At 29.2% G+C, this 23,646-nt stretch carries 26 protein-coding genes; 24 read left to right on the plus strand and 2 right to left on the minus strand.

The genetic code is table 11. The features are described 5' to 3' along the window. Positions 1-45 precede the first annotated feature (45 nt). The 4 genes from recG to BUB83_RS01460 all read left to right on the plus strand — a co-directional run bounded on the left by recG (position 46) and on the right by BUB83_RS01460 (position 3,776). Positions 46-2,082 carry an ATP-dependent DNA helicase RecG gene (gene recG, locus BUB83_RS01445; RefSeq protein WP_073336242.1) on the plus strand — a complete coding sequence of 679 codons (2,037 nt, stop codon included), beginning with the start codon at positions 46-48 and terminating at the stop codon, positions 2,080-2,082. Between the two features lie 116 nt (positions 2,083-2,198). Continuing rightward, complete coding sequence (gene rsmD / locus BUB83_RS01450; protein ID WP_073336244.1) at positions 2,199-2,756, plus strand: 16S rRNA (guanine(966)-N(2))-methyltransferase RsmD; 558 nt, start codon at positions 2,199-2,201, stop codon at positions 2,754-2,756. Further along, positions 2,757-3,239, plus strand: coding sequence for a pantetheine-phosphate adenylyltransferase (coaD, locus tag BUB83_RS01455; protein ID WP_073336246.1), 483 nt, complete (start codon positions 2,757-2,759; stop codon positions 3,237-3,239). A gap of 9 nt (positions 3,240-3,248) precedes the next feature. Continuing rightward, on the plus strand, positions 3,249-3,776 hold the full coding sequence (locus BUB83_RS01460; RefSeq protein WP_073336248.1) for an ATPase: 528 nt from the start codon (positions 3,249-3,251) through the stop codon (positions 3,774-3,776). Here BUB83_RS01460 and ylbJ read toward each other — a convergent pair. Beyond that, positions 3,756-4,958: a sporulation integral membrane protein YlbJ gene (gene ylbJ, locus BUB83_RS01465; RefSeq protein WP_073336250.1), complete on the minus strand. Its 1,203-nt coding sequence runs from the start codon at positions 4,956-4,958 to the stop codon at positions 3,756-3,758. The two genes, BUB83_RS01460 and ylbJ, sit on opposite strands and share 21 nt — an antisense overlap. 101 nt (positions 4,959-5,059) lie before the next feature. Further along, positions 5,060-6,274 (minus strand): nucleotidyltransferase, encoded by a 1,215-nt coding sequence (locus BUB83_RS01470; protein ID WP_073336252.1) that lies wholly within the window; start codon positions 6,272-6,274, stop codon positions 5,060-5,062. 234 nt (positions 6,275-6,508) lie between these two features. Between BUB83_RS01470 and pta the strand changes: the two genes are divergently transcribed. From pta to BUB83_RS01570, 20 genes are all read left to right on the plus strand, one after another. Then, the gene (pta, locus tag BUB83_RS01475) at positions 6,509-7,501 is read left to right on the plus strand and encodes a phosphate acetyltransferase (RefSeq protein ID WP_073336254.1); all 993 of its coding nucleotides are present in this window, start codon (positions 6,509-6,511) and stop codon (positions 7,499-7,501) included. Between the two features lie 30 nt (positions 7,502-7,531). Next, entirely contained in the window at positions 7,532-8,731 is a 1,200-nt protein-coding gene (locus tag BUB83_RS01480) for an acetate kinase (protein WP_073336256.1), read from the plus strand. A gap of 106 nt (positions 8,732-8,837) precedes the next feature. Beyond that, positions 8,838-9,338, plus strand: coding sequence for a YceD family protein (locus BUB83_RS01485; RefSeq protein ID WP_073336258.1), 501 nt, complete (start codon positions 8,838-8,840; stop codon positions 9,336-9,338). Between the two features lie 15 nt (positions 9,339-9,353). Beyond that, the gene (rpmF, locus tag BUB83_RS01490) at positions 9,354-9,536 is read left to right on the plus strand and encodes a 50S ribosomal protein L32 (RefSeq protein ID WP_073336260.1); all 183 of its coding nucleotides are present in this window, start codon (positions 9,354-9,356) and stop codon (positions 9,534-9,536) included. Positions 9,537-9,635: 99 nt separating this feature from the next. Further along, complete coding sequence (plsX, locus tag BUB83_RS01495) at positions 9,636-10,628, plus strand: phosphate acyltransferase PlsX (protein WP_073336262.1); 993 nt, start codon at positions 9,636-9,638, stop codon at positions 10,626-10,628. Positions 10,629-10,710: 82 nt separating this feature from the next. After that, positions 10,711-10,944, plus strand: coding sequence for an acyl carrier protein (gene acpP / locus BUB83_RS01500; RefSeq protein WP_073336264.1), 234 nt, complete (start codon positions 10,711-10,713; stop codon positions 10,942-10,944). Positions 10,945-11,004: 60 nt separating this feature from the next. After that, a complete protein-coding gene (gene rnc / locus BUB83_RS01505) occupies positions 11,005-11,712 on the plus strand; it encodes a ribonuclease III (RefSeq protein WP_073336266.1) in 708 nt (235 codons plus the stop codon). Beyond that, on the plus strand, positions 11,705-12,790 hold the full coding sequence (locus tag BUB83_RS01510) for an elongator complex protein 3 (RefSeq protein ID WP_073336268.1): 1,086 nt from the start codon (positions 11,705-11,707) through the stop codon (positions 12,788-12,790). Before rnc ends, BUB83_RS01510 begins: the two co-directional genes overlap by 8 nt. Before the next feature lie 60 nt (positions 12,791-12,850). Then, positions 12,851-13,111: a stage V sporulation protein S gene (locus BUB83_RS01515; RefSeq protein WP_073336271.1), complete on the plus strand. Its 261-nt coding sequence runs from the start codon at positions 12,851-12,853 to the stop codon at positions 13,109-13,111. Positions 13,112-13,312: 201 nt separating this feature from the next. Further along, entirely contained in the window at positions 13,313-16,876 is a 3,564-nt protein-coding gene (gene smc, locus BUB83_RS01520; RefSeq protein ID WP_073336273.1) for a chromosome segregation protein SMC, read from the plus strand. Between the two features lie 14 nt (positions 16,877-16,890). After that, the gene (gene ftsY / locus BUB83_RS01525) at positions 16,891-17,802 is read left to right on the plus strand and encodes a signal recognition particle-docking protein FtsY (RefSeq protein ID WP_073336275.1); all 912 of its coding nucleotides are present in this window, start codon (positions 16,891-16,893) and stop codon (positions 17,800-17,802) included. A 96-nt stretch (positions 17,803-17,898) separates the two neighbouring features. Then, positions 17,899-18,246, plus strand: a complete 348-nt coding sequence (locus tag BUB83_RS01530; protein ID WP_073336520.1) for a putative DNA-binding protein — start codon at positions 17,899-17,901, stop codon at positions 18,244-18,246. Positions 18,247-18,256: 10 nt separating this feature from the next. Continuing rightward, positions 18,257-19,612: a signal recognition particle protein gene (gene ffh / locus BUB83_RS01535; protein WP_073336277.1), complete on the plus strand. Its 1,356-nt coding sequence runs from the start codon at positions 18,257-18,259 to the stop codon at positions 19,610-19,612. A 35-nt stretch (positions 19,613-19,647) separates the two neighbouring features. Next, on the plus strand, positions 19,648-19,905 hold the full coding sequence (gene rpsP, locus BUB83_RS01540; RefSeq protein ID WP_073336279.1) for a 30S ribosomal protein S16: 258 nt from the start codon (positions 19,648-19,650) through the stop codon (positions 19,903-19,905). A gap of 19 nt (positions 19,906-19,924) precedes the next feature. Beyond that, entirely contained in the window at positions 19,925-20,152 is a 228-nt protein-coding gene (locus BUB83_RS01545; RefSeq protein ID WP_073336281.1) for a KH domain-containing protein, read from the plus strand. 79 nt (positions 20,153-20,231) lie between these two features. Beyond that, the gene (rimM, locus tag BUB83_RS01550) at positions 20,232-20,720 is read left to right on the plus strand and encodes a ribosome maturation factor RimM (protein ID WP_073336283.1); all 489 of its coding nucleotides are present in this window, start codon (positions 20,232-20,234) and stop codon (positions 20,718-20,720) included. Then, complete coding sequence (gene trmD, locus BUB83_RS01555) at positions 20,717-21,424, plus strand: tRNA (guanosine(37)-N1)-methyltransferase TrmD (RefSeq protein ID WP_200801414.1); 708 nt, start codon at positions 20,717-20,719, stop codon at positions 21,422-21,424. Before rimM ends, trmD begins: the two co-directional genes overlap by 4 nt. 130 nt (positions 21,425-21,554) lie before the next feature. Next, the gene (rplS, locus tag BUB83_RS01560; RefSeq protein ID WP_073336288.1) at positions 21,555-21,899 is read left to right on the plus strand and encodes a 50S ribosomal protein L19; all 345 of its coding nucleotides are present in this window, start codon (positions 21,555-21,557) and stop codon (positions 21,897-21,899) included. A 69-nt stretch (positions 21,900-21,968) separates the two neighbouring features. After that, positions 21,969-22,811: a ribosome biogenesis GTPase YlqF gene (gene ylqF, locus BUB83_RS01565; protein WP_073336290.1), complete on the plus strand. Its 843-nt coding sequence runs from the start codon at positions 21,969-21,971 to the stop codon at positions 22,809-22,811. Positions 22,812-22,816: 5 nt separating this feature from the next. Continuing rightward, positions 22,817-23,626: a ribonuclease HII gene (locus BUB83_RS01570; RefSeq protein ID WP_073336522.1), complete on the plus strand. Its 810-nt coding sequence runs from the start codon at positions 22,817-22,819 to the stop codon at positions 23,624-23,626. Positions 23,627-23,646: the final 20 nt, after the last annotated feature.

Consider the following 23,646-nt stretch of genomic DNA (forward strand, 5'->3'; position numbering starts at 1 on the left):
CTTGGGCTTTTTTTTGTCTAAAGTAAAAAGAGTGAGGTTTATTTCATGAATATAAGCGATAATATTGAAAATTTAAAAGGAGTTGGGAAAAAAACAGCTCAATTATTAAATAAGTTAAATATAAAAACTATTTTGGATTTAATTTTATATTTTCCCACTGACTATGAAACTTTATCTTTAAATAAAAAGATTTCTAATTGTGAAGATAAAGAAAAAATATCTTTAGAGTGCTTGGTAGAAAGTATTAATAAAGACATTAGGGTTAAAGGAAATATGATTATTTCATCTATAGTTTTAAATGATGGAGAAACAACTTTTATTGCAAAATGGTTTAATCAACCTTATATTAAAAAAGGATTTTTAGTTAACAACAGCTATAATCTCTCAGGAACTATAAAAATTCAAAAAAATGGTTCTAGAGTCTTAATGAATGCTAAGATTTTAGGAAGAGATAAAAGTGGAAATAGTATCTCGCCAAAATATCAGTTAACAAAAGGACTTACAAATAATTTTTTCTATAAATATACAAATGAAGCATTAAATTCTTTTGTAATTAATGAAAATTTACCCCAAGAATTATTAAGTAAGTTTTCTTTATGCTCCTTGGATTTTGCTATAAGAAAAATTCATAAGCCAGATACAAAAGAAGAATTAAAATTAGCTACAGATAGATTAAAATTTCAAGAACTTTTTGCTTATTCCATTAAAATTGGAGTTATGAAAGAAAAACGTTTATTAAATAACCAAGGTATTCCTTTTAAAATTGCACCAGAATTAATTAATTTAAAAGAAAAATTACCATTTCAATTAACGGAAGCTCAAAGTAAGGCGGTTAGAGAAATTTTGATAGATAGTAAAAAACCGGTGGCTATGAATAGATTACTTCAAGGAGATGTTGGATCTGGAAAAACAGTGGTAGCGCTTATTGTTATTTTTAATGCTATTTTTAATGGATATCAAGCAGTTATGATGGCCCCTACTGAAATATTAGCAAAACAACATTATTTAGATTTTATTGAAATTTTAAAAGATTTTTCCGTAAGAATTGCTTTTTTAGCTAGTAGTACCTCTAATAAAGAAAAAATTAGTATAAAAGAAAAACTTAAAGCAGGTGAATTAGATTTAGTTATTGGAACTCATGCTTTAATTGAAGATAATGTGGAATTTGAAAATTTGGGTATAATAGTTACTGATGAGCAACATAGATTTGGAGTAAATCAAAGAGCAAGATTATACAATAAAAGAGTAAATACTGACGTTTTAGTTATGAGTGCTACACCTATTCCGAGAACACTTTCCTTATGCCTCTATGGCGATTTAGATGTATCTATAATAGATAAATTGCCTCCTGGTAGAAAAAAAATTGATACCTTTTGGTTTAGCAAAAAGGAAAAAGGAAAAGTTTATGACTTATTATCAATGGAATTAAAAGAAGGTAGGCAAGGGTATGTGGTTTGTCCTTTAGTTGAAGAAAATGAAACAATGGAATTAAACTCAGTTCAACAACTATCAGAAGAATTGAGAAGTAATAACTTAAAGGGCTTTGTGATTGAAAGTTTATATGGTAAGATGAAGCAAAAAGAAAAAGACGCAATAATGGAGAGATTCAAAAATAAAGAGATAGATGTTTTGGTATCTACTACCGTTATTGAAGTTGGGGTTAATGTGCCAAACTCTACTGTGATGATAATTGAAGATGCAGAAAGATTTGGATTATCTCAATTGCATCAATTAAGGGGGAGAGTAGGAAGAGGAAAATATAAATCATATTGTTATTTAATTGCTGATGGTAAAAGTCAAGTTACAAAACAAAGAATGGAAACTATGGTGAAAAGTAATGATGGATTTTATATAGCAGAACAAGATTTGAAGATTAGGGGTAGTGGTCAAGTATTTGGAATAAAGCAACATGGAGATGAAAATTTCATGTTAGCAAATCCTATTGATGACATGAAAATATTGATTTGTGCTTCGGAAGAAGCTAAAAAAATAATGAAAAGCGCAAAAGAAGAAGATATTCTGCTTAAAACAAGTATCGCACAAAGATTAGAAAGTGAGAAAAAACTTATTTGTTTCAATTAATAATGAATTAACAAGATGAATTTAAAAGACGTTTTTAATGTAAATTATATTTTGTATAACTTAGTAATATGTGTTAAAATAAATTGAAAGTTATCGTACTTAAGGAGGAAAATTAAGTGAGAGTAATAGCAGGAAAAGCTAAAGGGAAAAATTTGCTTCCCCCAGATGGGATGCAAACAAGGCCCACGTTAGATAGAGTAAAAGAAAATATTTTTAATATAATACAAAATGATGTGGTAGATGCTATAGCCCTAGATGTTTTTGCGGGTACTGGAAGTCTGGGTTTGGAAGCAGTAAGTAGAGGAGCAAAAAAATGCTACTTAGTTGATCAACATCCTACAACATTTAAATTCTTGTGTCAAAATATTAATAATTTGAATTTTCAAGAAGAATGTACAGCTTTGAATATGGATTCATATGGTGCTTTGAAAGATTTGAGTAGAAAAAAAATAATATTTGATTTAATCTTTATAGACCCACCATATGCAAAGGAAATGATTCCTTTGGCAGTAGAGATAATTACTGAAAAACATATTCTTCAAAAGGATGGTTTGATTGTTACAAAAATTGATTCTGGCGAAGATATATATAATGGAAATGAAGAAATAACTTTAGTTGACGCAAGAAAATATGGTAATACAACAGTTTGTTTTTATAGATACAAGGAGGATTAAATGAGAGTTGCAGTATATCCAGGTAGTTTCGATCCAATTACTGAAGGGCATTTGGATATAATAAAAAGAGCCTCCAAAATGTTTGATGAATTAGTAGTATTGGTTTTAATAAATCCTGAAAAAAAAGGTTTGTTTGATATAGAAGAAAGAAAAGTATTAATTGAAAAAGTAACAAAAAATATTCCCAATGTGAAAGTTAAGGCTTTTCATGGATTATTAGTTAATTATATGAAAGAAAGAGAATTGAATGTAATTATAAAAGGACTTAGGGCTGTAACTGATTTCGAATATGAATTTCAAATGGCGCTTATGAATAGAAAATTAAGTCCCACAATAGAAACGGTTTTTATGATGACTAGCGCTCAGTATTCCTATTTAAGTTCTAGTTCTGTAAAACAAGTAGCAAAGTTTGGCGGAGATTTAAATGATTTAGTACCAAAAGAAATTATTGATGATGTCGTGAATAAAATTTTGAATAAATAGGGTGATAGCATGGAAGTTATAAAATTGTTGCAATATTTACAAGAATTAATAGAAACATCACAAAATGTTCCTATCATGGGAAAAGCTATGGTAGATAAAAAAGAACTACTAGAGGTTGTAGAAGAAATAATAAACTACCTTCCAGATGAATTTAAAAAAGCACAGTGGATAAGTCAGGAAAAAGAAAGAATTTTGCAGGAAGCAAAGGATGAGTCAGAAGCATACAAAAGCGAAACATATGATATGCTAAGAAGAGAAATTGAAAACCACGATATAATTAAAGAAGCCACTGTAAAAGCAGAAGAAATAATTTCTTCGGCAAGAAGAGAGGCTAAAAACATGAGGCTTAATGCAAAAGATTATGCTGATGAAATTTTATGTGATTTAGATAAAGAACTTAGTGAAAAAGGTGATCAAATGCTTTTAGCTATAAAAGAACAAAGTGAAAATTATTTGAAACATTTAGACAATGAAATTTTCTCTTTGTCCGCAACAGTTAGAGCTAACATAAAAGAGCTAAGAGATACGGTTAAATAATTTTTTTATTATAAATAATGAAAAAAAAGCAAGAATGATTACTACATAAATTCCATAAAATGAGTGTGGGTTTTTTGATGTATAATTAAATACATTTTCACTTAAGTTAAATATATCTACTTTCAGTAGGATTAAAGAAATTATGCTACATAAAAACCCCTGAAGTAGTTTATTTTTAATATATATTTTTATGGAAAAGTTATATGGTGCAATAAAAGAGCTAACTTGAGCAATTATTGATAAACCGCTAAATCCCAAAAGAAAGCTTATAAGAATAATTTTCCATTGAGGATTAATTGAAAGTGAATTTAATTCATTACAACCATTAGTTATTTCAATTATACCTAACAAAGAGGATTCAATAAAATCTACATTTAAAGGAATTACATAGGAAATTTTATTTAAAACAATATCCAAAAGGGTATTGTTTTTTATTATACTAATTATTACTGAGAAAAATACTATGAAACCACCTATATCTAAACAAGTAATTATGCCGTTATGTATTGCATCTTTTAAAGCTGCACCTATTTTATGGGTATTTGGTGAAGAGTTTTCGTTAACTAATTTTTTGTTTTGTTTAAATGATTGATAAAAAGATTTTTCTTTATTTGGTTTTAGAATAAAAGACATAATCAAACAGGAAATATAGGTGGACAATAATAATACATATCCTAAAAAAGGGTTTCCTAATAAGTTAACACCTATAAAGCCTATAACAAATAAGGGGCTGGGATTTGAAGCAATAGCTATTAAACGTTGGCAGGTTGAATAATCGATTTCTTTTTTTGTGTATAAATCTACTGCAAATTTTGCACCAAGAGGATAACCACATAAAAAACTAACCATTACAACAATTGAGCAATTTCTAGGAAGTCTTAAAGGCTTGCATAACACTCCTCCAAGAATTGAAGCATATATATCTACTCCTTTAAAACTAATCATTAAATTAATAATAACCAAAAAAGGAAAAAGAGAAGGGAAAACAGATTTTATAAACAGATTTAATCCCTGCAAACCTGAAGTTAAGCAGATTTTAGGGTTAATAATTATAGATAAAATCATTAAAGTGGATATAAAAGTAATAACTATATTTAAATTTAGTTTTACTCCCATATTCATATAAAGAAAAAGAAATGAAGTAAATATCAATATTAATAAAAAACAGAAGAAATAAAACATATAAGCCCCTTTAATATTATTTTATAGTATAAATATATTTTGAGAAAGCTTAATTATGATAGAATTTATGATAAAAAAGGATAGGCTTATGGCCTATCCTTTTAAATAGAAATTATTGGTTTTTTTAAAAAATCATCGTTATAAGAAATTTTACTATTAAATAAGCTATATATTTTAGTTGAATGAAGGTCTAATAAAAGTATTTCATCTTGGGTTTTGGATGGAACTTTAGAAATCAAAGGAATATCACTGCTTTTTTTTATTATAGATAGAATTTCCCTTCCTTTTTTATTAAAACCTAAGATTCTAGCATAGGGAGCAGGTGTTTTTCTTAATCTAGCTAAATCATAAGAATCAAAATTTAATAAGTATTGACACAAAATTCTATTTATCCTAGTGCGAGTGTAACGCTTTGATTTAACAGAATCTATCAAGTCAGAGTAATTAGTGCAATGTCCAATCTCTTTTAAAATTTTATTACCTAAACCTTCATAAGCATCAGGTATTCTCAAAATGGAGTTGCCATCAGATAAAAGTTTGTATTTTAAGTAAGGAAAGAAATTTTCCTCGCTAGGGAAATCAAAATTAGATTTCTTTATTTTTTGGAGTTCTAATAGTGTTTCTATTGGAAGAGTAGAAGAAAGAATATCGGTATTCTTTTCGCTTTTTAAAAATTTTCTTATGGATGTTGCACTAGAATAATTTTCATAAAGATTTTCTTCGTTGTAAGAAGAACCTTTTCTCATAATAGTAACAGGGTTTATTTTGGAATTTAAATTATTCAAAGCTTTACAATATTCAATTCCTAATATATTATTAGATGAATTCATGATTTGTTCCAAATTAGCACTTGTTTCGTTTTTGTAAAGGTCGATAAAAGCCAATGTTCTAGCTTTAGGAAAGGCCAGCCCTTTGTTTAAGTAAAAGCTTAGTTTTTCTTTGAATTCGGGAGACTCATTTGTCAAAACGGAAGCAATTAACTTAAGAGTATCAATATCCCCACATTCAGAGCCGAATACTAGACTGTCTACACAGTTTAAACTGTTAAGAATACTAACGGAGCCAAAAGAAAAAAACTCGGCAGAAGAGGTGCTATAAACAGCAGGAAGCTCTATTACTAGATCTACCCCGTTTTTTAAAGCTATATCAGTTCTAGTCCATTTATCTAATATAGTCGGTATTCCTCTTTGAGCAAAATGGCCACTCATTACACAAATAATTGCATCACAGTTAGTTATTTTTTTGCTTTCATTGATATGATAAACATGCCCATTATGCATGGGATTGTATTCTGTAATTACACCTGTAATATTCATTTCATCACTCCTGAATAATAATATAGATTTTTAAAAATAATAATACTAGCTTTAATTATACCTTAAATTTTCAAAATATTATTAATTCAACAACAAATATTAAAGCATGTCTTGAAATTTCATTTAAAAACGGTGTATATTATATTATGGAGTATTAAATATAATATAGTATAATCACTTTAGTATACTATATTATATTTAATACATGAAAATGGATGAGAGGAGATAATAAAAATGGGTTTTATTGATGTAGTAAGAGCAAAAGCTAAACAAAATTTAAGAACTATTGCATTGCCAGAGGGTGAGGAGGAAAGAAATTTAAAAGCAGCAGGTATAATTACTGCTGAAAAAATTGCTAAAGTGGTACTTATAGGAAATGAAGAAGTGATTATGGAAAAAGCAGTAGAATACGGAGTTAGCTTGGAGGGAATTACAGTTATAAATCCAAATAACTCAGAAAAAACTAGAGAATACGCTAATTTATTTTATGAATTAAGAAAAAATAAAGGGATTACAGAAGAAAAAGCTTTAAAAACTGTTCAAGACCCTGTATACTTTGGTACAATGATGTTGAAGGTTGGAGATGTTGATGGTTTGGTTTCAGGTGCAATACACACTACTGGTGATTTGTTAAGACCAGGTCTTCAAATTATCAAAACAGCACCTGGGGCATCAATTGTTTCAAGCTTTTTTGTAATGGAAATTCCAAATTGTGAATATGGAGAAAAAGGATTATTATTATTTGCAGATAGTGCGGTTAATCCTAATCCAGATGCAACTCATTTAGCAGATATAGCTACTTCAACAGCAGATTCAGCAAAAATACTTTGTGGAATGCATCCTAAAGTTGCAATGCTATCATTTTCAACATTAGGAAGTGCTCAGCATGAATTGGTTGATAAAGTAAAAGAAGCAACTGCCATTGCTCATGAAATGAGACCAGATTTGGATATCGATGGAGAGCTTCAACTAGATGCAGCTATAGTACCAAAAGTAGCTGAGTTAAAAGCTCCAAACAGTAAAGTTGCAGGCAAAGCTAATGTTTTGATTTTTCCAGACTTACAATCTGGAAATATTGGGTATAAATTGGTAGAAAGATTTGCTAGAGCAGAAGCAATTGGTCCAATATGCCAAGGATTTGCAAAACCATTAAATGATTTATCAAGAGGTTGCAGCGTGGAAGATATTGTGAATGTTGTAGCTATAACTGCAGTTCAAGCAATATAAAATTTTGTTTAATAATTGGGAGGGTAATTTATGAAAGTATTAGTTGTTAATTGTGGAAGTTCATCATTAAAATATCAATTAATTGATATGGTTACAGAAGAAGCTTTAGCGGTAGGTCTTGTTGAAAGAATAGGTATACAAGGTTCAGTTCTTATCCAAAAGGCAAACAATGAGAAGTATAAAATTGAAGAAGAAATGCCTAATCATAAAATCGCTATAGAATTAGTTTTAAAAGCTTTAGTTGATTCAGAACATGGGGTTATAAAAGATTTATCAGAAATTTCTGCATCAGGACATAGAATAGTTTCTGGTGGAGAAAAATATGCTGATTCAGTATTAATAAATGAAGACGTAATGAGAGTAATTGAAGATTGCGTGAAATTAGCACCTTTACATAATCCTGCGCATATTCTTGGAATAAATGCTTGTGAAGAATTAATGCCTGGAACACCTATGGTTGCAGTATTTGATACAGCTTTCCACCAAACTATGCCAGAAGAAGCTTACATGTATGCATTACCATACGAGTTTTATGAAGAACATAAAATAAGAAGATATGGTGCACATGGAACTTCTCATAAATTTGTTGCAAAAGAAGCAGCAACATTCTTAGGAAAAGATATGTCAGAATTAAAAATTATTACTTGTCATTTAGGAAATGGTGCTTCTATATCAGCAGTTAAAAATGGTAAGTGTATAGATACAAGTATGGGCTTCACACCTCTTGCAGGTTTAGTTATGGGTACTAGATGTGGCGACATTGATCCTGCTATAGTTACTTTCATGATTACTGAATTAGGTATGACAGCTTCAGAAGCAAATGAAACATTAAATAAAAAATCTGGGGTTCTTGGAATTTCAGGAGTAGGTTCAGATTTTAGAGATTTAGAAGCAGCTGCTAACGAAGGTAATAAAAGAGCTATATTAGCTTTAGATATGTTCCACTATAGAGTTAAAAAATATATAGGGTCATACGCTGCAGCAATGGGTGGAGTTGATTGTATATTATTTACTGGTGGTATTGGAGAAAATGGTCCAGAAACAAGAGAATCAATATGTGCAGATTTAGCATATTTAGGTGCTGAATTTAACACAGATACTAATAAAGGATTAAGAGGTAAATTGGCAGATATTTCAACAGAAAATTCTAAAGTTAAGATTTTAGTAGTGCCAACAAATGAAGAATTGATGATAGCTAGAGATACAAAAGAAATAGTTTCAGCATTATAAAATAAATAATTCTTGACTTTTTATACTATTCTTTATTATAATAGTTGTGGCTAATGAATTCATTAATGGGATTCATTAGCCCATTTATACGGATAGAGGTGTTCACATGATAATTGATATTTCTGACTTAACTTCAAAAAAAGTAACAGAGAAAGAAATCAATACATCATTCAATTGCACTGATTTTAGTTATGATGAGGAATACATAAAATTTGTAAAGCCAGTTATCCTTAGTGGAAAATTTAGAGCTGTGGAAGATTTGATTGCTTTCCAGGGTGAAATTGAAGCTTATATGGAATTAACATGCTCAAGGTGTTTAGAAAAATTTCAATATTCACTTAATGTGGATTTTCATGAAGAATTTACCAAAGATGAATTTAATGAAGATGAGGAAATATTCTTTTTTGAAAATAGTGAAATTGATTTTTCGAAAATAATTGAAAATAATATTATTTTAAATCTACCTATTAAAAAGTTGTGCAAAACTGACTGCAAAGGCTTATGTCCAAGTTGTGGTGATGATTTAAATAAATCTTCATGCAGTTGCATCAAAGATGACATTGATCCGAGATTTGTAAAATTAAAAGATTTTTTCTCTAATAATTAAGGAGGTGAAAAATAAATGGCACATCCAAAAAGAAAAACGTCAAAAGCTAGAAGAGACAAAAGAAGAGCATCAAACTTCAAATTGAGTGCACCAGCAATAGTTGAATGCCCACAATGCCATGAAATGAAATTAGCGCATAGAGTATGTAAAAGCTGTGGTTTTTACAAAGGTGTAGAAGTAATTAAAGTTGAACAATAAAAAGAAAGTCTGCATGACTTTCTTTTTTTTTTTATTTAATTTTATCTTTTTTTGTTTTATAATAAAGATAAAAAGTTTTAATAAAGGAAGGTATGTAATATGAGAATTGCCGTAGATGGAATGGGTGGAGATAATGCTCCGATTGATATTGTAGCTGGCTGTATAGAAGCAATAAAGGAAAATGATATTGAAATATTTATTACAGGACCTGAGGAACTTATAAATACTGAGTTAAATAAATATGAATATGACAAAGATAAGATAAAAGTAGTTCATGCCAGTGAAGTTATTGGGAATAATGAGCACCCAGTAATGGCTATTAGAAGAAAAAAAGACTCTAGTATACATAAAGCATTAACCATGGTAAAGAATAAAGAAGTTGATGGGGTTATATCAGCTGGAAGTACTGGAGCGTTCCTTGCCGGAGCTACTTTAATTGTTGGTAGGATAGATAATGTTAAAAGACCTGCTCTAGCGCCTGTTATGCCGGGTAAGAAAGGCCCATTTATGATTATTGATGTTGGAGCTAATGCGGACTGTAAGCCTTTAAATTTGGTTCAATTTGCTCAAATGGGTGAGATTTATTTTAAAAATGTTTTAAATATAGAAAAGCCTACGGTAGGATTAGTTAATATAGGCGCGGAAGAAGAAAAAGGAAATGAACTTACTAAAGCTACATATCCTTTGCTTAAAGAATCAGGTGTTAATTTTGTGGGTAATGTAGAACCTAGAGAAATACCAAAGGGTGAGGTAAATGTTTTAGTATGTGATGGATTTACAGGAAATACTATATTAAAATTATATGAAGGGGTAGCTTCTAATATTTTTGGTATTTTAAAAGAAGAAATGTTAAAAACAACAAGAACAAAAATAGGAGCATTAATTTTAAAGCCAGTTTTTAAGAAAATCAAAAAAGATTTTGATTATAAAGAATATGGTGGAGCTGCTTTTTTAGGTGTTGATGGTATATGCATTAAAGCTCATGGTAGCTCAGATTCAAGAGCTTTTAAGAATGCTATTAAGCAAGCCTTAAATGCTTATAATCATGATGTTATTAATAAAATAAAAAGTAGTTTAGAAAATAATATTTAAATATTATGAAAAAGATTATTGACTTAGGCTCAGGAATATAATAGTATCATAGTGTAGTATTTTGATTAATGGAGGTGATTTTATGGTATTAGAGAAAGTTATTGAAATGATAGCTGAGCAACTTGGTGTTGGTGCTAATTCAATAAAAGAAGGAACATCTTTAATAGAAGATTTAGGAGCAGATTCTTTAGATGTAGTTGAACTTATAATGGCTTGTGAAGATGAGTTTGGAGTAGAAATACCTGATGAAGATGCAGAAAAAATGGTTACCGTTAAGGATGTTGTAGAATATATAACAAATCATTCAGAAGAATAATCAAAGTCCCGTAAAACGGGACTTTGATTTTATCAATTATAACTATGAAAGGCTGAGTTTATGGATGCAACTAGAGTAAATGAATTAAGAACATTAGAGAAAAAGTTAAATTTAAATTTTCAAAATATAGAATTGTTAGATAAGGCACTAACTCATAGTTCATTTACTAATGAGCAAAAGGGTGTAGAATGTAACGAAAGACTAGAATTTCTAGGAGATTCTGTATTGCAATTATGTATTTCAGAATATTTGTTTAGTAAATATGTAAATGAATCGGAAGGCTTTTTAACAAAAAAAAGAGCTCTTATAGTTTGTGGAGATTCGTTATTTCAGGTGTCTCAAAATTGGGATATTGGTCCTTTTATAAAAATGAGTAAAGGGGAAGAGATGACAGGAGGACGAACTAGAATTTCAATTTTAGCAGATTGTGTGGAGGCTTTAATAGCTGCAATCTATTTAGATAAGGATTATGAAAATGCTAAGAAATTTATAATTGATAATTTTAAAGTGATTATTGAATTAGTTCAAAGTGGTGGATATATTTCAGATTACAAAACGAAACTACAAGAAACCATTCAAAAGACTAAAGATTACTCTATTTGCTATAACTTAGTTAAATTTGATGGTCCACCACATAGAAGAATCTTTTATACTGAAGTTTTAGTTGATTCACTTGTTTATGGAAATGGCAATGGGTATTCAAAAAAAGAAGCTGAACAAAATGCGGCAAAAGAAGCGCTGAAAAATTGGGAGGCACATAATGCATAAAAATCATTACATAATACCAATCTTCGTATCTCACGAAGGTTGTCCACATCAGTGTGTCTTTTGCAACCAAGACTCCATTACAGGGAGTGTGTCTCCGGAAACTAAGGCTTCTGTTGAAAAAACTATAAGTGATTATTTGAAAACAATTAACAGAGAAAATTCTATTGTTGAAGTGTCTTTTTATGGGGGTACATTTACAGGTATTCCTTTAGAAAAACAAAGGGAATTGCTTAGTGTTGCTTTTGAATATAAAGCTAAAAAGTTGATTGATAAAATTCATCTTTCTACCAGACCGGATTACATTGATAAAAGTATACTTAATCACCTTAAAGATTATTCTGTAGATATTATTGAGCTAGGAGTTCAATCCATGGATAATGAAGTTCTTGTAAAATCTGGTCGAGGGCATAGTGAAGAAGATGTTGTAAAAGCGGTGAAGTTAATAAAAGAATTTGATTTTACTTTAGGCATACAAATTATGATTGGTTTGCCAGGAGATACTTTTCAAAAGGATATTGAAACAATAAAAAAAGTGATAGCTCTACAACCTAATCTATGTAGACTATATCCAGCATTGACAATTAAAAATACTTATATGGAGAAAATGCTTGATATGAAAGAGTATTTACCTTATGAGTTAGAAGAAACTGTAGATGTTGTGAAAACTATGTATTCAATGCTTTTAGCTAATGATATAAACGTAATAAGGATAGGGCTACAACCTACAGAAGAAATAAATGAAGGTGCAGATATAATAGCAGGCCCTTTTCATCCAGCAATGAGAGAATTAGTTGAAAGTAAAATTTTTAATGAATTTATATTAAAAACTTTAAATGAAATACCTTTTAATCAAGTGGTTGTTAAAGTTAATAATAAGGATATTTCTAAAGTATATGCTAATAAGAAAAAATATTTTAATGAAATGATATCAAAGATTAAAGATAAAAAAATTATGGTAAAGCAAGATAGTTTAGTAGACCGAATGGCGCTTGTTTTTGAATATGGTGAAGATTGTAGAAATGTATCGATAATTAAAAATATTAAAAATTGGTATAAAGAAGGATATTTTCAAAATTAGTAGAATATATCATCTATAAGGAATTTCTTGTTAATGTAGAAATTATAGGAGGTAGTTAAAGTGGAAATATTGAAAGTATCGGCAAAATCTCAACCAAAATCTGTAGCAGGAGCTTTAGCAGCGGTATTAAGAGAAAATGGTAGCGTGGAAATTCAAGCAGTAGGGGCAGGAGCGGTAAATCAAGCGGTAAAGGCATTAGCTATAAGTAGAGGTTTTGTTGCTCCGAATGGTATAGATTTAGTAGCTGTACCAGCTTTTTCACAGATAAGTATAAATGGTGAAGAAAGAACAGCAATAAAATTTATTATTGAGCCTAGATAGAAATAAAAGCCGTGCTTAGCACGGCTTTTATTGATATTTTTTTAATTTTAATATAAACTTAGATGGTAATTTAAAAAAGGAGTGATTTAAGTGAAAAAGAAAACAAGAAAAAATGTTGTTCAAGTAACATTAGTTTTTATAATTTTTATTTTTATTTTATCTTTTGTAAGTTTTTTAAAAATGTAATTAGGAGTGTGAAATATGTTTTTGAAGTCACTTGAAGTAAGAGGCTTTAAATCTTTTGCTGACAAGACAAATTTAGAATTCAAATCAGGAATAACTGCTGTGGTAGGTCCAAATGGATCAGGCAAAAGCAATATATCAGATTCGGTAAAATGGGTTTTAGGTGAACAAAGTGTGAAAAATCTACGTGGCGGTAAAATGGAAGATGTAATTTTTGCAGGAACACAGTATAGAAAGCCTGTTGGGTTAGCTCAAGTTTCCTTAGTTTTAGATAATAATGATCAATCACTTCCTCTTGATTATAATGAGGTAAGAATATCTAGAAGATTATACAGATCTGGAGAAAGTGAATATTATATAAATAACACTAAATGTCGACTTAAGGATATACATGAATTATTTATGGATACTGGCGTGGGTAGAGAAGGTTACTCTATCATTGGACAAGGGAAGATAGAAGCTATTTTAAGTGGAAGGCCAGAAGAAAGAAGAAGTATATTAGAAGATGCGGCAGGTATAGTTAAATATAAAACAAGAAAAAATGATGCAGAAAAAAAGCTAGAATCAACAATGCAGAATCTACAAAGAGTGGAAGATATTTTTTCAACCTATGAAGAAAGAATTGAGCCTCTTAGAAAAGAAAGCTTAAAAGCAAGTCAATTTATTGAATTATCACAAAAATTAAAAGTAAAAGAAATAAATATATTGATACACGACTTAAGCAATATTCAAAATGATATGATCTTATGTAAAGAAGAATTATGGAAAATAGAAATATCAATGAAAAACTTGATAAATGAAAATTCCACAATTAAAAACAAGATTGAACAAAATAATATAAAGCTAGAAGACATAGAAAAAGAAAATAATTTTGAAAAAGAACAATATTTTAAGAACAAAGAAAAAACTCAAGATTTGATTCATGAAAATAGTTTAAGTGAAGAAAAAATAAAGAATAATTTAGAAAATATTGAAAAATACCGAAGTGATGTTATAAGTATTTCGGAAAAAATAAGTTTCTTGGTTGATGAAGAATCAAGAATTCAATCTTTTTTGCAAGAAACGGGAAAAAATAAAAAAATAATTGATGATGGAGTTATTCTTCTTAGTGAAGAAATTCTTTTTTTTCAAAATCAAATATCTGAAAATGAAGAAGAAGTTAAAAATAAGAAAGATTTAATCATAGAAAAGCTTAGTGATGTTTCTTTATATAAAAATAATATTAATTTAATTGAAAATAATATTTCCAATTATAAAGCGAAATTAGAAGATATGCAATTATCCTATGATACATATAAGAATACAGTGAAAATAAATTCTCAAACTATAACTATGTTAGAAAATGAAGTATTAAAATTAAATAAAGATATTCAATTTTTAGAAGAAAAAATAATTGAAGATAAAAAGATAATTTTTTCTGAAAAAAAATTATTGGAAGAAACTCAAAAGGATTTAAAATTAAGAACCTCAGAGTTTAATAGATTAGAAGCTCATCATAGAATGCTGATAGATTTAGAAAATAATCATGAAGGATATACAAAGTCTACAAAAGATTTAATGAATGCAATCGATAAGAATAAAATTCCTTCTGCTTTTGGTAAGTGCAGAATATTGGGAGAAATTATTGATGTAGATGAAAAATATGAGTCTGCTATAGAAATTGCATTAGGAAGTGCTATTTCAAATATAATTACTGATGATGATTCTATGGCTAAAAATTTAATTGAATATCTAAAAAAGGAAAATATAGGAAGAGCAACATTTTTACCACTAAATACAATTAAGCCTAATAAGATTTTCGTGAATGAGAACACGAAAAATGCTAAAGGATATATAGGGGTTGCATCTGATATTATAGATTATAATCCTAGTTATAAAAAAGCTATTGATTACGCCTTGGGAAGAATATTAATTGCAGATAATTTAGAGAACGCTTCTTCTATTGCAAAATTAAACAATTTTTCTTTTAGAATCGTAACACTACAAGGAGATGTGATTAATTCAGGTGGGTCTTTTACCGGAGGAAGTATTTATAAAAAATCATTTAATGTAATATCTCGAAAAAGAAAGATTGATGAAACTGAATCACAAAAAATAAAGCAAAATGAAGATATTGAAGCTCTTAATATTAAAATTGAAAAAATTCAAAATAAAATTAAAGCTTTTGATGATGAATGTTTAGATTTAAGAGATAAAATTCACTATAAGAATATAGATATAACCAAAATCAATGGTAAAATTATTGCGGTAGATAAAGAAAATGAAAAGCTAACCAAGGATCTACAAATATCTAAAAAAGAAATGGAAGCTATAAATATCAATATATTTAAAACATATGATGATGCTAATATTTATAAATTAAAAGTTGAAGAATTATCAACTATAGTGGAAAAAGATAAAGAATTGGTGGAAGAAATAGAAAAAACATTGATAATAGATAATATTAGCTTAAATACAAAAAAGGAAGAACAAACTTCATTAAAAATTAAACAAGCGCATAATGAAGAAGTAATTTCAAATAAAAAAAATGAATTATCTAGAATAAAATTGGATTTAAATGAATTTAAGAAAAATCATAAAAAAATAGAAAACGAAATAGAAAGTTCATTGAATAATAAAAAGTTATTTGAAAAAAATATAGAAGATAATATTATAAAAATTGCTGTTTTAGAGAAAAAATTAATAACTTTTAAGGATAAAATGGAAGAAAAAGAAGTAGAAAAATTAAAATTAAAAGAAATTATTAATAGTCTTTTGAGTTCTAAAGAACAACATCAAGATATTCTCTCAAAACAAAGTAAGGAAGAACAAAAGATAACTATTGAAATTGCGAAACTTGAAACTGAATTAGAACAAAAATATTCAAGGTTAAATGAGGAATACAATTTAACTTATGCTGAGGCTTTAGAGATGAAAGTTGATCAAATGGATATAATGGAATTTAAAAAAGATGTTAAAGAGTACAAAAGTGAAATAAAAGCCTTGGGGGTAGTCAATGTAGGGGCAGTAGAGGAATATAAAGAGCTTTCTGAAAAGTACATTTTTTTAAAACAACAAAAGGAAGATTTATTAAATGCAAAAGATGAAATACAATCATTGATTAAAGATATGACTGAAAAAATGAAAAGTATGTTCAAAGAGAATTTTCAAAAAATGAGAGAAAATTTTAATGAAACATTTATTGAACTTTTCAAGGGAGGTCACGCAGACCTTATTCTAGGTGAGGGAGATGAGCTATCTGCCAATATTGATATAAATGTTCAACCACCTGGTAAAAAACTTCAAAACATAAATTTGATGTCTGGTGGAGAAAAAGGATTGTCAGCAATTGCTTTATTATTTGCAATTCAAAAAATGAGACCTTCTCCTTTCTGTATATTAGATGAGATAGAAGCAGCATTAGATGATGCTAATGTTAAAAGATTTTCGGAATTTTTACAAAAGTTTTCAGAAAAAACTCAATTTATAATTATTACCCATAGAAAAGGAACCATGGAATGTAGTGATGCTTTATATGGTGTAACTATGGAAGAAAAAGGGGTATCTAAAATTGTTTCAGTAGACCTAAGTAAATACGAATAAAAAGGAGAAAAAATATGTTTGGTAATTTATTTGACAAATTGAAAACTGGATTAACTAAAACAAAAGAAAATTTCACTAATAAGGTTACAGATGCACTGACTACAGCTATCAAAATTGATGAGGATTTATATGAGGAATTAGAGGAAATTTTGATAACAGCAGATATTGGTGTGGAAACTTCAATTGATATTATTGAAAAATTAAGAGAAAAAGTAAAAGAAAAGAAAATAAAAGATCCCTTACAAGTAAATGATTGTTTAAAAGAAGTTATTATAGAGATATTAGGAGAAGATGATAATTCTATCGAACCAGAGCAAACACCAGAATTATTATTTATTATTGGAGTTAACGGAGCTGGAAAAACCACATCCATAGGAAAAATATCTGCAAAACTAAAGAGTAAGGATTATAAGGTTCTTTTAGCAGCAGCAGACACCTTTAGAGCAGCTGCTATTGATCAGTTACAAGTTTGGGCGGATAGGTCAAAGGTAGAACTGATTAAGCATTCTGAAGGTTCGGATCCAGGAGCCGTAGTTTTTGATGCCATACAAGCGGCTAAAGCAAGAAAATCAGATGTGCTTATTTGCGATACAGCGGGACGTCTTCATAATAAGAAAAATCTAATGAATGAACTTGGTAAAATAAATCGAATTATTGATAGAGAATTTGCAGAAGCTAAAAAGAAAACTTATTTGGTTTTAGATGGAACAACTGGGCAAAATGCTCTTATTCAAGCAAAAGAATTCAAAGAAGTTTGTCCAATAGATGGAATAATATTAACGAAATTAGATGGTACTGCAAAAGGCGGAGTTGTAATAGCTATAAAACATTTGTTAAATATACCAGTTAAAATGATAGGTGTAGGAGAAGGCATAGATGATTTGCAAGCATTTAATTCCAAAGAATTTGTAGAAGCATTGTTTTAAATGAATGAGTAAAATAAAAAAAATAAAGGTGTTAAGTAAAAGTACTTGACAGACCTTTTAGTTTTTGATATTATCTTTTATGGGAAGGGTGATTTTATGAATGACAGATTTACCATTTCGCTTTTATTAGATTATTATGGTCCATTATTAACTGATAAGCAGAATGATATCATGGATTTATACATAAATAATGATTTATCCCTTAAAGAAATCTCTGAAATAACTAAAACTAGTCGTCAAGCTATTTACGATATTATCAAGAGATGTGACAAACAACTTGGAATATACGAAGAAAAATTAGCTTATATGGAAAAAGATCAAAAAAGAGATAGTGACATAAAAGTTTTGATAAGTAAAATAGATACTATAAAAGAGTCTGTTAAGGATGATGATATTTATAACTCTCTTAAGGAATTAAATGAGTATATCGTCAGAACTTTTTAGGAGGTAGCATATGGCATTTGAAGGATTATCTTCTAAACTTCAAGATACCTTTAAGAAGTTAAGAGGAAAAGGAAAACTTTCCGAAAAAGATATAAAATCTGCTATGCGTGAAGTAAAACTTGCTTTATTAGAAGCGGATGTTAATTATAAAATAGTAAAGAATTTCATTAGTACTGTAAGTGAAAAAAGCATGGGTGAAGAAGTTATGAGAAGTTTGACTCCGGCTCAGCATGTTATTAAAATAGTTAATGAAGAGCTTACAGAATTGATGGGTAGCACAGAAAGTAGGATAGAGTTTAATTCTACAGGCATAACAGTTATTATGCTGGCGGGACTGCAAGGTGCAGGTAAAACAACTATGGCTGGAAAGCTAGCAGTTGCTATTAAAAAACAAAATAAAAGACCGCTTTTGGTTGCTTGTGATATTTACAGGCCAGCAGCCATAAAACAATTAGAGATTCTTGGTAAACAAGTAGAAGTGCCAGTATTCTCTATGGGGGATAAAGAAAATCCTGTTAATATTGCAAAAAAATCTATGGAATATGCTAAAGAAAATGGATTAAATGTAGTTATAGTGGATACAGCTGGTAGATTGCACATTGATGAAAAATTAATGGATGAGCTTAAAGATGTAAAAGCAGAGGTTAATCCTAATGAAATTCTTTTAGTAGTTGATTCAATGACAGGTCAAGATGCAGTTAATGTAGCTGAAACTTTCAATGAATCTTTAGAAATATCAGGGGTTATCTTAACTAAGTTAGATGGAGATACTAGAGGTGGTGCTGCTTTATCTATTAAAGCAGTTACTGGAAAGCCTATTAAATATATTGGTGTAGGTGAAAAACTTAATGATTTAGAAGTTTTCTATCCAGAAAGAATGTCCTCAAGAATTCTAGGAATGGGTGATGTGTTGACTCTTATTGAGAAAGCACAAGAATCTATAGATGAAGAAAAAGCTAAAAATTTAAGCGATAAAATGATGAAAGCTGAATTTGACTTAGAAGATTTTTTAGAGTCAATGGCCCAAATGAAGAAATTAGGACCAATGTCTAAACTTATAGAGATGGTTCCAGGGGTAAATACAAAACAGCTTGAAGGTGTAGATTTAGGCCAAAGTGAAAAAGAAATGAAAAAAATGGAAGCTATAATTCAATCCATGACTTCGGCTGAAAGAAGAAACCCTAATATTGTAAGTAATTCTGCCTCAAGAAAAAGAAGAATTGCTATTGGGTCAGGAACAAAAGTGCAAAATGTTAATAAACTTTTAAAAGACTACCAAATGATGAAAAAAATGATGAAACAGTTTAAAGGTGGTAGCAAAAAAGGTTTGGGTAAAGGTATGTTTGGAAAACTTCCATTCATGTAGATACAACTTAAATTTTAAGGGAGGTGAAATATAAAATGGCAGTTAAAATCAGATTAAAAAGAATGGGCGCTAAGAAAGCACCTTTTTACAGAGTAGTAGTTGCTGATGCTAGATCTCCAAGAGATGGTAGATTCATCGAGGAAATTGGGTATTATAATCCAGTATCAACCCCAAAAGAGGTTAAAATAGATGAAGAAAAAGTTCAAAAATGGATTAAGAATGGCGCACAACCAACTGATGTTGTTAAAAAGTTATTCAAAGTTGCTGGTATCGAAGAGAAAGCAGCTAAGTAGTTTTGCGGGGGTGTTGTAAATGAAAGAATTACTTGAAATTATTGCACGATCTTTAGTGGATAACCCTGAAATGGTATCTGTTAACCAAATAAATGGTGAGCAGTCCATAGTTTTAGAATTAAAAGTTTCTCCAGATGATATGGGGAAGGTTATAGGTAAGCAAGGTAGAATTGCGAAAGCTATAAGAACAGTAGTTAGAGCAGCTGCAATAAAAGAAAATAAAAGAGTTGTGGTTGAAATAATTTAGCTACATATGTTAAAGAGTTAGGGATTCCTAACTCTTTTAATGCATTATAATATAAAATAGAGGAAAAGGAGATTAAGCCATGGAAGAATTATTAGCTGTAGGTAAAATTGTAAATACACATGGTTTGAAAGGCGAAGTAAAGGTAATATCTTTAAGCGATGATGAAGAAAGATTTAAAAAACTAAAAGATGTTTATATTGATGGGAAAAAAGAAAAAATTATTGGATGTAAATTACAACCAGGTAGAGTTGTTCTTAAAATAGAAGGTGTTGAAACTATTGAAGATGCTCAAAAATTGAAAACTAAACTTATTGAAGTTTCTAGAGAAAATGCAATTAAATTACCTAAGGGCACACATTTTGTTGTAGACTTAATTGGTTGTACGGTTTACGATGAAGACAAAAATGATTTAGGAAAAATATTTGACGTTCTTTTTACAGGATCAAATGATGTTTACTGGGTAAAAGGAAAAGAAGAACTACTTATCCCAGTTTTAAAAGAAATTGTATTGGATATAAATATAGAAACCAAATCAATAGTAATTAAAAATGTGGAGAAGTGGCAATGAAGATAGATATATTAACTTTATTTCCTGAAATGTTTCAAATATTTAATCAAAGTATAATTAAAAGAGCTCAGGAAAATAATTTAATAAGTATTAAAGCCCATGATATAAGAGAATATTCTACTAATAAACATAAGAAAGTAGATGATTACCCTTATGGTGGCGGGGCAGGCATGGTTATGACTCCACAGCCTATTATAGAGGCTATAAGAAATGTAAAGAAAAATAATAAAGGAATGGTGATTTTTCTAGGCCCTAGAGGAGAAACTTTTAATTCTGAAATGTCTAAAAAATTATCAGATGAAAAAGAATTGATTTTTGTATGTGGTCATTATGAGGGTATAGATGAAAGAATTTATAAACATATAGATATGGAAATTTCACTAGGAGATTTTATTTTGACTGGTGGAGAAATGGCATGTATACCTGTTGTGGATAGTATATGTAGATTTGTTCCAGGAGTACTAAAAACTTCAGAATCCTACGAAGACGAGTCTTTTTATGAGGGATTATTAGAATTTCCGCAATATACAAGGCCGGAAATTTTCGAAAATGAAAGAGTACCAGAAATTCTTCTTTCTGGTCATCATGAAAATATAAAAAATTGGCGACGTAGAAAATCTTTGGAACTAACAAAAAATAAAAGACCTGACTTGTTTTCTAAAGTTAAACTTTCAAAAAAAGATAAAAAATTACTTGGAAATTAAGAGAAAACAACAAATAATATCTTGAACAAGGTGTATCTGTGTGATATAATATGCTTTGTGCTAGTACCAACGGTCCGCTGTCTTCCTTTTGAAGAGAATGAACGTTAATAAAAAAAAGGAGGAATGCACAATGTTAGATATAATAAAAGAAATAGAAAGTTTACACATTAAGAAAGAATTACCTCAATTTAACGTAGGAGACACTGTTAAAGTTGATGTTAGAATCACTGAAGGAGCTAAAACAAGAATTCAAGTATTTGAAGGAACTGTTATCAAAAAGCAAAACGGTGGAGCTAGAGAAACATTTACTGTAAGAAGAGTAGCTTATGGTACAGGTGTTGAAAGAACTTTCCCAATCAACTCACCATTAGTTGAAGGTGTTAAAGTTGTTAGAAAAGGTAAAGTTAGAAGAGCTAAGTTATTCTACTTAAGAGATAGAGTAGGAAAATCAGCGAAAGTTAAAGAACTTAGATAAAAAGAGGGACTGTTTAGTCCTTTTTTTTGTTCTTGTGTTCTTTTTATAAAAGAATAGGGAGTGTTGAACATGGCAATAAATTGGTACCCGGGCCATATGGCCAAAACCAGAAGAGAAATTACAGAATGTATAGATATGGTAGATGCTGTAATTGAGATAAGAGATGCGAGAATTGCTAGCTCAAGTGCAAATCCAATTATAGATCAATTATGTGAAGGTAAACCAAGATTGATTTTATTAAATAAAGCAGATTTAAGTGAAGAAAGAGTCACAAATATGTGGATTCAGAGTTTATCAAATGAATTTACTAAAGTTACTGTGGGAAATAGTTTGACGGGAAAAGGACTTAATAATATAAAACCACTATTAAATGAACTTTTAAAAGAAAAACTAGATGCATACAGAAAAAAAGGATTAGTTAAATATACTATAAGAGTTATGGTTGTAGGTATACCTAATGTGGGTAAATCTTCTTTTATAAATAGAGTTGGAAATAATACTAGAGCGAAGGTTGGAGATAAGCCTGGTGTTACAAAAACCAAACAATGGATTAAAACTAAGCTAGATATAGATTTAATGGATACTCCTGGAGTACTTTGGCCTAAGTTTGAAGATGAAAGTGTTGGATTAAATCTTGCTTTTACAGGAGCAATAAAAGATGAAATAATGGATATTGAAACATTAGCATTAAAATTAATAGAAGTTTTACAAACTTATTATCCGGAAAGATTAAAAGAAAGATATAAACTAGATGAATTAAGTGAAGATCCTTTAGTAAACATGGAAAATATGGCTTTAAAAAGAGGAGCTATATTGCCTGGGAAAAATATTGATTATACAAGGATAGCGGTAATGGTACTTGACGAATTTAGAGGTGGGAAGCTAGGAAAAATATCTTTAGAAAGGCCGTGATATTAATGAATTACGATTTTTCTGAATTAAAAGTAAATGATATAAAAAATATAGTTAATAATGAAGTGAAAAAGCAAAAGGATCACACTTCTTTGATAGATGCATTGATAAAAGATGAGAGAAAATCAGTTAATAAATTAGGGCAGAAGATGGTTAATGATTTAGAAAAAATCAGATTAGAAATTGTAAGAGTGAGAAACTTATATAATTTCGATGTTTCTTTTGGCAATGATATATTAATAGCAGGGGTAGATGAAGTTGGTAGAGGACCCTTAGCAGGTCCTATCGTTGCAGCAGCAGTTGTTCTCAAATTAAACATTAATGATGATAAAGATTTAATATTGCAGATAAATGATTCAAAGAAAATAAATGAAAAATTAAGAGAAGAATTAGCTGAAATAATAAAAGAAAAAGCAATAGACTATAATATTGTAGAGCTAGATAATAGAATTATTGATTCTAAAGGGATAGCATTTTGTAACAATGAAGTTTTGAAAAAATCTGTTGAAGGTTTAAAAACTCAACCTTCTTTAGTTTTATCAGATGGATATGCTATTAAAAATTGTGCTATAAAAAATCATTATGTAATAAAAGGGGATTCTAAAAGCGCCAGTATTGCTTGTGCATCTATAATTGCAAAAGTTTATAGAGACAAAATAATGAAAAAAATGAGCGGAAAATACAATCAATACTCTTTTGAGCAAAATGTTGGTTATGGAACAAAAGACCACATGAATGCGATTTTAGAATTTGGACCTACTGAAATCCATAGATTAAGTTTTTTGAAGAAATTATTATATAATAACTCAATCTAGAGGGCGGTTTTTATACCGCC

Source organism: Clostridium grantii DSM 8605 (genome assembly GCF_900129965.1).
Taxonomy (GTDB): Bacteria; Bacillota; Clostridia; order Clostridiales; family Clostridiaceae; genus Clostridium_AF; species Clostridium_AF grantii.